The sequence below is a fragment of the Rubellimicrobium thermophilum DSM 16684 genome (assembly GCF_000442315.1).
GTDB classification, from domain to species: Bacteria; Pseudomonadota; Alphaproteobacteria; order Rhodobacterales; family Rhodobacteraceae; genus Rubellimicrobium; species Rubellimicrobium thermophilum.
In genome coordinates this window covers 371,007-379,047 of sequence record NZ_KE557321.1, presented here as the reverse complement: position 1 = coordinate 379,047, position 8,041 = coordinate 371,007, and the positions used below count along the sequence as shown (strand labels likewise).

The following is an 8,041-nucleotide window of genomic DNA, read 5'->3' as shown; positions in this document are numbered from 1 at the left end:
GGCGGCGTCGCGCGCCGCCGCCGGGCTCCCGACCTGAGGGGATGCGATGGCCTATACGACGCTGGCACAGCTGATCGAGCGCTACGGCGAGGCGCTGCTGATCGCACTGACCGATCGCGGCACGGTGGCGACCGGCACGGTCGATCCCGACGCGGTCGCCCGCGCGCTCGCCGACGCCGACGCCGTGATCGATGGCTATCTCGCGGGTCGCTACGTCCTGCCGCTCGCGGCCGTGCCGGCGCTGATCGCCGATCTCGCCGCCGCGATCGCGATCTGGAAGCTCCACATCGGCCAGCCCGACCCCAAGATCGAGGCCGACTACCGCGACGCGCTGAAGCTGCTGCGCGACATCGCCGACGGGCGGCTGCGCATCTCTGCGGCCGGCGCCGAGCCCGCCGGCACCGGGGGGACGGGTGCGCGCATCACCGATCGCGCGCGGCCGCTGACGGCCGAGAACCTGAAGGGCTTCGTCTGATGCTGACCTCGGCGATCCGCGACAGGCTCCAGGCGCAGGTGCCCCCGCTGGCCGGGCGGACGATGCTCGCGGCCGACTTTGCGGCCCTGGTCGCCCGCAACGCCCTGCCGCAGGTGACGCCGGCGGCGGCGGTGCTGCCGCTCGGCATGCGCGGCGGCGCGGGTGCGGCGGTGATGGGGCAGGTCCGCCAGGCCGTCACGCGGCGGATCGGGGTCGTTCTGATCCTGCGTGCCCCCGACCCGGCGCAGGCGCGCGGGACCATCGATATCGAGACGCTCGCCGAGGCGGCGCAGGCAGCGCTGTCCGGCTGGACACCCGACGACGGCACGCCGGGCGTGCTGAGGCTCGATGCCGGAGAGCTGCGATCGCTCGCCGGTGGCGTCCTGCTCTACGAGCTGTCTTTCGTGCTGGACGACGTCCTTATTGAAACGGAGTGACCGATGCCCCGCCAGATCGACCGCAATCAGAATCCGCAAACCGATGACGGGACGGAGACGGCTGCCGTCGCGGCGGCGGACATGGCCGGATCTGCTGTCGACGACGACGTCCCGCCGCCGCCCGGACCGGGCCGCTGGCGGTGGGATCCCGACACCCGGACCCATGTCCGTCTGACCGAGGACCGCTGAGATGACCCGTCTGGCCCGCAAGATTGCCTTGATGGCAGAAGTCGAAGCCACTTACGGCGGCGGCCTGCCCGCGTCGCTCACCTGGCCGCAGGCGCTGCAGGTGCTGCCGCGCACCCGGCCGCGGCATCGCATCGAGCGCATGAACGAGAAGCGCGATCTCTACCGGCCCTTTCTCGGGTCCTCCGACGAGATCCCGGGGCCGTCGGTTCAGGTCATCGAGTTCGAGGTCGAGCTTGCGGCGAGCGGCACCGCCGGGACGCCGCCGCCCTGGGGCAAGCTTCTGCGCGCCTGCGGCTTCGCCGAAACCGTGTTTACCGCCAATCGCGTGGAATACACGCCGGTTTCAGAGCCCGGCGAAAGCCTCGTCATCCGCTACTGGGAGGACGGATTCCACTGGATTTCACGCGGCTGCCGGGGGCAGGTGTCGTTCGACGTGACCGCCTACCGGATCCCCCGGGCGCGGTTCGTCTTCAAGGGCTTCGACACCATCGGCAGCAGCTCGTCCTGGAACGGGCCGACGAACCCCTACGCGGCCTGGAAGACGCCTCTGCTGCCGCGGTCTGCGAATTCGGGCAACATCCTGCTCGGCTGCAGCTATTCGGGTGGCTCTGTCTCGGGGGGCACCGCCTATCCGTCGAAGGGATTCACGCTGGATATCGGGAATGAGCTGACCTACGACGCGATCCTCGGCGGCGAGAAGGTGGTGATCACCGACCGCCAGCCGAAGGGCGAGATGTTGCTCGAGCTGACCGCCGCCCAGGAGGAGCAGTGGCGGCTCGACATGAACGCCTCGGTCGAGACGACCTTCGGCTGGCAGATCGGCAGCACCGCCGGGCAACGCATCATCTTCTTCGGCCGCCGCCTGCAGCGGCAGGAGGCGCAGGGGGTCGAGGATGTCGGATTCCGCCGCGTCTCGACGCAGTTCGGCCTCGTGCTCGACAAGGACGACCCGAACGACGACTTCATGCGGATTGTCGTGTCGTGACCGGCCGGATGAGGGAGATGGGCGACGATCTCGACGCGCTGGCGGGCCGGGGCGCCTCGATCGCGGTCGGCGGGCAGACGCGCGAGCTGCCGCCGCTGACGCTGACGCGTTACGCCGCCGCAAGGCGGTTCGCCCGTGAATTCGCGGCCTGCCTCGCCTCCGACGACGTGCTCGACGCGATCGAGGCGGCGCGGCCCGCGCTCGACCGGTCGTTCAAGGCGGCCACGGGCGTCGATCCCGACGAATTCGCGGACGCGGCCGAGGCGATCGAGGGCTTCTTCGCGCTGACGCGGGCGGTCAGGGATTTTTCGGCGGGGCCGCTCGCGGCGGCGCTGCTCCGGGGTCTGGAGGCGCTCGGGGCGGATCGGGCGGTCCCGGATGGGGCGAGTTCGTCGCCTGGCTCGTCGGGCGCGGACACTCCCTCGCCGAGGTGATGGCGATGACCGGGCCGCAGCTGCGCGCCCTCGCCGCCGGCCATGCAAGGGCCGAGGCCGCCGCGGCCGCCCGCCTGATGGCCGCCGTGCGCACCGCCGTCTGGGCCGACGCGCAGGTTTTCGCCGCGGCAATCGAGAACGCCGTCGGCGGACGCGACGACGATCCGGCCGACTGGCTGATGGGATGGGAGGACGCGCAGTGACGGACATGCGGCTGCGCATCCTGATCGCCGCCGAGGCCGACGCCGCGCAGGCGGCGATCCGCGAGACGGGCGAGCAACTCGGGCGGCTGAACGCGCGGGCGAACGACGCGGTGCGCGGCGGCGCGGCGGCCGGGGCGGCGCTGGCGGGGATCGGGCAGCGGTCGCAGATCGCAGCCGGCCAGGTCGGCAACCTTGTCGCGCAGTTCAACGATATCGGGCAGATGCTGGCGGCTGGGCAGAGTCCGCTGCAACTCGCGGTCCAGCAGGGCACGCAGATCGCCCAGGTGCTGGGTCCGCTGGGCGCAGCCGGCGCCGTCCGCGCGCTCGGGCAGGCGCTGCTCGGCGTTCTGTCGCCCCTGAACCTCGTCGCGATGGGCCTCACGGCTGGCGTGGCCGTTCTCGGTCAATGGGCGCTCCAGGCGCTCGCCGCCGGGCGCGAGAGCGACACGCTCGCCGACCGGCTCGACGCGCTCGGCGAGGCGTTGCGCGCGCTCCGGGACGCCGGGTGGGACGCCTCGGCCCCGATTGAGGTGCAGATTGCCGCCTATGGCCGGCTGGCCGACGCTGTCGGCGCCGCGCTGGCCGCCCGGCGGGCGCTGGCCACGGCCGAGGCGACGCGGCAGCTCGATGCCGCCGTCGCCGCCATCGAGCTGCCCCGGCTCGGCACCGGGGCCGATATCTGGGCGATCACCGAACGCTCAGCAGTGCGCGCGGCGCTCGAGGCGCAGCTGGCGGAGGCCGAAGCGCGGCGGGCGCAGGCTCTGGCCGAAGGCAACCGCCGTGCCGCCGCTGCCGAGGCCGAGCAGATCGCGGGGCTGCAAGGCACGCTCGACGCCTTGGCCGCAGCAGGCGCGATCGACGACCTTGACGCGCGCATCGCAAGACTGGCCGCGCGCCTGGGCACCGGAACGACCGAGGCGCGGGCTCTCGTTGAGGCAATCCGCGAGCTCGACGCGGCTCGCGCCGACGGCCCGGCTGCGATCGCCGAGGCCGCAGCGCGGGCACTGGCGGCGGTTCAGACGATCGCGGCCGACGGTCTCGACAGTGCCCCGGCCCCGCTCGAGGAGCTCGCCGAGACCCTCTCGATCATCGCCGTGAACGCCGCGGACGTCGCTCGAGAGACGGGCGAGACCGGATCTCGCGGGATCGACGCGCTCGGGGCCGCCGCCGATCGCTCACGCGGGAAGATCGACGAGCTCGCGCGGGCCCAACTCGAGTTGGCGACGCGGGGACTCGATCCGGTCTCTCGCGCTGGCGTGGTTGCAGGACAGGAATTCGCGCTTCGCACCCCCCTGCCGCCCGACGCGACACAGGAACAGCGCCGTCAATGGGAAGACGCTCAGCGCGCTGCTGCCGACTACGCGCGGGCGGTCGCGATGGTGCGTGACGAGATTGCCCGTCTCGACGCCGAGGATCGCGCGCGCAATGATCTGGCTCAGCTCGAACGCCGCGCTGAGATTGCAGCGATCGAGGCGCTCCACGGGCGCGATAGCGCCGAGGCGGCTCTGGCGAGGGCGCGGGCCGAACGCGACGCGCTCGCGCAGTCGCTCGAGGCGGCGAACATCTCCGCCGAGCTGCGCGCGCAGATCCTGGCCGCCTGGCAGGCGGCCGAGGGGTTGGCCGGCGTGGATCTCTCAAGCCCTTTTGCAAGCGCCCGTCTTCAGGCCCGAGCGCTCGGGGCCGAGATCGGAGCGGCGTTCGGCCAGCTCTCTGCGCTCGCAGAGGCGGCCGCGGCCCGTCTGTCTGAGGCACAACTGAGAGTGCGCTTCGCCGGTGATTCCGTCGGTCTCGCCGGGGCCCTGGCGCAGGCTCGCGCCGAGCGGGCGATCCCGCGACTGCCGCCGACCGGCGATGCGTCGATGGACCTCGCTCTGGACGAGCGGCGGCGGCAACAGATCGCCCGGATCGTCGATCTGGAACGCCGCGCCGCCGAGACCGAACTGCGGGCTATCGAGGCCGAGCGTCAGCCGGTCGCGGCGGCGGCGCCCGCCAGTGGCGGCGGTGGTGGAGGTGGTGGCGGCGGCGGGGGGGCGGCCGACGGGCGCGATCTGCTGCGGGAACGGGGCCGCGCGGCGCTTCAGGATCTCGGTTTTGCAGTCGCGGGAATCAACGAAAAGGTTCGCGCCGGGCTCATGGGCGCGGCCGAAGGCGCGGAGGCCGTCGAGGAGGCCAAACGACGCGCCGCCGAGGCGCTGGCCGAGCTGATCCCGCGGATCGAGGCCATAGGCCCCGCCGGTGAGGGAGCCGCCGAGGAGATGCGCCGGGCGATGGACGGGATCGTCGCGAGCCTCGACGGCGCGGGCGCAGAGATGGCGCGCATTCGCGAGGGGCTGGAAGCCGGCTTCGCAGACGTCTTCGCCGATTTCCTCGCCGGCACGAAGAGCGCCGGCGAGGCCTTCGCGGCCTTCGGTGACCTCGTGATCCGGACCATCGCCCGGATCGCGGCCGAGCGGGCCGCGCAGCAGTTCGTGATGCCGCTGATCAACCCCCTCATCGATAGCCTGTTCAGCCCCCTTCGCGGCCGCCGGCGGCGTCGCGGGCGCTGAGGTCGTTCCATTTTGCCCGGGGCGGCGTGCCGTCGGGCCTGCCGCCCCGGGCCGCGCGCGAGGGTATCCCCCCGCTCGCTTAGCCTTCTCGGGGCAGATCGTCGAGGCGCCGACCCTGTTCGGCCTCGGTTCCGGTCGCACCGGCCTGATGGGCGAGGCCGGGGCGGAGGCGATCCTGCCGCTCAAGGCGGGCGGGGTGCGCGCGCTGATGGGCGGGATCGAGACGGTCCTGCCGCTTGCGCGCGCGGCATCTGGGCACCTGGCCGTCGATCTGGGCGCTGAGGTCGTTCCATTTGCCTTCGGCGGCGTGCCGTCGGGCCTGCCGCCCTGGGCCGCGCGTGCGCTGCCGTCTGCCGACGGCCCCGCGTCCGGCCCCGCCGCTGCCGCCCGCCCGATCCGTGTCGAGGTGATCAACAACACGGCGAAGGGCGGGGAAACGGTGACCGAAGAACGTTTGAACACGTCTGAAGAGGAGGTCATGCGGCTGATCATCGACCGGGTGGATGCGGGTCTGGCCGAGAACGCTCTGCGCGGCCATGGGCAGCTCACAGCGGCGCTCGGCGGCGTCTTCGGCGCCCGTCGGCGCGGTCGGTGAGGGGGCGCCGATGATCCGCCGATGGCCCGACAGCCTGCCCCCGCCGGTCGGCCGGGGCTACCGTCTGGAGCTTGCCGATAACGCCCGCCGCACCCAGTTCGAAATCGCGGTTCGCGCGCGCCGGATCACCGCCGTGCGGCGCGACCGCCCGACGCTGGCGGTGCGCCTGACGGATGCCGAGTTCGCGGCGTTCCGCGCCTGGTGGGGCGACGAGGCCTGGTCGCTCGCCGGCGCCTCGGACACGCTCGCGGACTGGGCGGCGACCGGCGCGACGGTCACCACAGGCGGTGCGATCGGTCCCGATCTCGTCGCCTGCGACGTTCTCGTCGAGGATGCATCGACCGGCTATCATTCCGTCTTGCGCGCGCTGACCGATCCGGGCTGGACGGCAAACGACAGATGCACAGCCGTCGTCTCTCTCCTGCCGATCGGTCGCGGCGGTGCGCGCGTGGGGATCTTCGGTCGCGACGGGACGCACCGCTTCGCCACGGTCGATCTTGGCGCGCGCACCGTCACCGCTGTTTCGTCCGAGATCGAGGCTGCGGTTACACCTGTCGGCGCATGGACGCGTCTTTGCATCACTGCGCCTGTCCATTCCGGGTCCGATCCGGTTCGTGTGCGGATTGCGGCGATGAACGGCAACGAAACATTCTACGCCGGCTCCGGCTCGGCGGCCATCGCGGTGGCGCAGATCAATGCACGCCGCGGCGGGCGCGAGGCGGGGGTCTTCGTGCCGACGCGCGCCGAAGGCACGGCGCTCGGCACCGCAGGCGGATCGGCCTGGTTCCGCTGCCCGATCGCGGTCGGCGGCGGCCATGTGCTGCGCGAGGTGCTGCCGCTCGGTCCCGCCACCGCCGAGCCGCGCCCGTCCCTCGCCTGGGAGGTCGCGATCCCCGTGGAGGCCCGCGATGCCTGATCCTGCGCTCTCTGCCGCGCTCGCCGAGGCCTATGCCTCCGTCCCGGACGGTGTCGTCGTCCTCGACACGCTGGAGATCTGGCACCCGGCGTTCACGACGGCGCTCCGGATCGTCGCGGACGGCAGCGCGCTGGCCGCCCGGCTCGAGGCGGATGCGCCGCGCGATCCGGGCGCGCTCGTCACCTTCATCCCGCTCGCCTTCCGCCTGCGCCCGCCCGAGATCTCGCCCGAGGCGCCCGGCGTGCTCGAGGCCGAGATCGACACCGCCGGGCGCGAGATCGTGGCCGAGATCGACCGGGCCGTGGCAACGCTCGATCCGATCGAAATCGTCTGGAGGCGGTTTGTCGCCGACCGGGCCGACGACGGGCCGGATTACGTCGTCGGCGGTCTCACGCTGCGGTCCGTCAGCGCCACCCCCTTCCGGCTGGTTGCCCAGGCGGGCTGGGTCGATCTCGTGAACGAGCGCTTTCCTCGCCTCGTCTATGACCGCGAGCGGTTCCCGACGCTGGAGGCCCGCGGATGACGGCGGCGGCAGGCCACTGGACGGCCCGCTGGATCGGGCGGCCCTGGGTGCCGGGGACGGGCGACTGCTGGTCGCTCGCCCGCGCCGTCTGGGCGGCCGAGTTCGGCCGCGTGGTGCCGCCCGTGCCGGTCGATCCGTCCTCGTGGCGCGCCGGCGCCCGCGCCATCGCCGCAGCCCTGCCTGACTGGCTGCCCGCCGACCCGCCTGCCGAGGGAGACGGCGTCCTGATGGCCCAAGGACGGCACCCCTGCCATATCGGCCTCTGGGTCGCCCCGGCGCCGGGACAGCCGGGCCGAGTCCTGCACAGCATCGAGCGGGCAGGTGCGATCTGCACGCCCGTCGATCGTCTCGGTCTGCTGGGGTATCGGGTCGTGAACTGTCTGCGTCATCGCGATTGGGTAGTGCCGTGAGGGCTGCGCTCGTCATCGTCCTCAATCCGTTCGACCCCGCGTCGGCCGACCGGCGCATCCTGCGCCGGCGGCGGCGCATCGCCGCGCTCGCCCCTGCGCCCGGTCGGCCCGTCATCGCCGTCCTGAACGGCCGGCCGGTCCTGCGCGCAGCCTGGCGGCGGCGGCTGGCCGACGGCGATCACCTCCTGTTCGTCGTCCTGCCCGCGGGTGGCGGCGGACGAGGCGGATCGGATCCGGTGCGCGCGCTCCTGTCGCTCGCGCTTCTGGCGATCTCCGGGCCGGTCGGTGGATTCTGGAGCAATGCGCTTGGCGGCGCGATCACGGCCGG

General features: G+C 72.9%; 11 protein-coding genes. All 11 read left to right on the top strand.

From position 1 onward, the window contains the following. Nucleotides 1-46 precede the first annotated feature (46 nt). The 11 genes from RUTHE_RS09645 (at nt 47) to RUTHE_RS15490 (ending at nt 7,713) form a co-directional block, all read left to right on the top strand. Nucleotides 47-475 (top strand): gp436 family protein, encoded by a 429-nt coding sequence (locus RUTHE_RS09645; protein WP_021098202.1) that lies wholly within the window; start codon nt 47-49, stop codon nt 473-475. Continuing rightward, on the top strand, nt 475-912 hold the full coding sequence (locus RUTHE_RS09640; protein WP_021098201.1) for a phage tail terminator protein: 438 nt from the start codon (nt 475-477) through the stop codon (nt 910-912). Before RUTHE_RS09645 ends, RUTHE_RS09640 begins: the two co-directional genes overlap by 1 nt. Before the next feature lie 3 nt (nt 913-915). Further along, on the top strand, nt 916-1,101 hold the full coding sequence (locus tag RUTHE_RS09635; protein ID WP_021098200.1) for a hypothetical protein: 186 nt from the start codon (nt 916-918) through the stop codon (nt 1,099-1,101). Between the two features lies 1 nt (nt 1,102). Next, entirely contained in the window at nt 1,103-2,086 is a 984-nt protein-coding gene (locus tag RUTHE_RS15495) for a phage tail tube protein (protein WP_021098199.1), read from the top strand. 17 nt (nt 2,087-2,103) lie between these two features. After that, nucleotides 2,104-2,520, top strand: a complete 417-nt coding sequence (locus RUTHE_RS09625; RefSeq protein WP_040645558.1) for a hypothetical protein — start codon at nt 2,104-2,106, stop codon at nt 2,518-2,520. A gap of 5 nt (nt 2,521-2,525) precedes the next feature. Beyond that, complete coding sequence (locus RUTHE_RS16455; protein WP_021098197.1) at nt 2,526-2,723, top strand: hypothetical protein; 198 nt, start codon at nt 2,526-2,528, stop codon at nt 2,721-2,723. A gap of 5 nt (nt 2,724-2,728) precedes the next feature. Beyond that, nucleotides 2,729-5,269: a phage tail length tape measure family protein gene (locus RUTHE_RS09615; RefSeq protein ID WP_158453427.1), complete on the top strand. Its 2,541-nt coding sequence runs from the start codon at nt 2,729-2,731 to the stop codon at nt 5,267-5,269. A gap of 148 nt (nt 5,270-5,417) precedes the next feature. Further along, on the top strand, nt 5,418-5,864 hold the full coding sequence (locus RUTHE_RS09610) for a hypothetical protein (protein ID WP_021098195.1): 447 nt from the start codon (nt 5,418-5,420) through the stop codon (nt 5,862-5,864). Between the two features lie 10 nt (nt 5,865-5,874). Beyond that, complete coding sequence (locus RUTHE_RS16665; protein WP_021098194.1) at nt 5,875-6,780, top strand: phage head spike fiber domain-containing protein; 906 nt, start codon at nt 5,875-5,877, stop codon at nt 6,778-6,780. Beyond that, complete coding sequence (locus RUTHE_RS09600) at nt 6,773-7,303, top strand: DUF1833 family protein (protein WP_021098193.1); 531 nt, start codon at nt 6,773-6,775, stop codon at nt 7,301-7,303. The genes RUTHE_RS16665 and RUTHE_RS09600 overlap by 8 nt, the downstream gene beginning before the upstream one ends. Next, nucleotides 7,300-7,713 carry a hypothetical protein gene (locus RUTHE_RS15490; protein WP_021098192.1) on the top strand — a complete coding sequence of 138 codons (414 nt, stop codon included), beginning with the start codon at nt 7,300-7,302 and terminating at the stop codon, nt 7,711-7,713. Before RUTHE_RS09600 ends, RUTHE_RS15490 begins: the two co-directional genes overlap by 4 nt. Nucleotides 7,714-8,041: the final 328 nt, after the last annotated feature.

Coding starts and splice junctions, on each gene's coding strand:
- RUTHE_RS09645 (WP_021098202.1), top strand. CDS start 47: ATGGCCTATACGACGCTGGCACAGCTGATCGAGCGCTACGGCGAGGCG.
- RUTHE_RS09640 (WP_021098201.1), top strand. CDS start 475: ATGCTGACCTCGGCGATCCGCGACAGGCTCCAGGCGCAGGTGCCCCCG.
- RUTHE_RS09635 (WP_021098200.1), top strand. CDS start 916: ATGCCCCGCCAGATCGACCGCAATCAGAATCCGCAAACCGATGACGGG.
- RUTHE_RS15495 (WP_021098199.1), top strand. CDS start 1,103: ATGACCCGTCTGGCCCGCAAGATTGCCTTGATGGCAGAAGTCGAAGCC.
- RUTHE_RS09625 (WP_040645558.1), top strand. CDS start 2,104: ATGGGCGACGATCTCGACGCGCTGGCGGGCCGGGGCGCCTCGATCGCG.
- RUTHE_RS16455 (WP_021098197.1), top strand. CDS start 2,526: ATGACCGGGCCGCAGCTGCGCGCCCTCGCCGCCGGCCATGCAAGGGCC.
- RUTHE_RS09615 (WP_158453427.1), top strand. CDS start 2,729: ATGCGGCTGCGCATCCTGATCGCCGCCGAGGCCGACGCCGCGCAGGCG.
- RUTHE_RS09610 (WP_021098195.1), top strand. CDS start 5,418: ATGGGCGAGGCCGGGGCGGAGGCGATCCTGCCGCTCAAGGCGGGCGGG.
- RUTHE_RS16665 (WP_021098194.1), top strand. CDS start 5,875: ATGATCCGCCGATGGCCCGACAGCCTGCCCCCGCCGGTCGGCCGGGGC.
- RUTHE_RS09600 (WP_021098193.1), top strand. CDS start 6,773: ATGCCTGATCCTGCGCTCTCTGCCGCGCTCGCCGAGGCCTATGCCTCC.
- RUTHE_RS15490 (WP_021098192.1), top strand. CDS start 7,300: ATGACGGCGGCGGCAGGCCACTGGACGGCCCGCTGGATCGGGCGGCCC.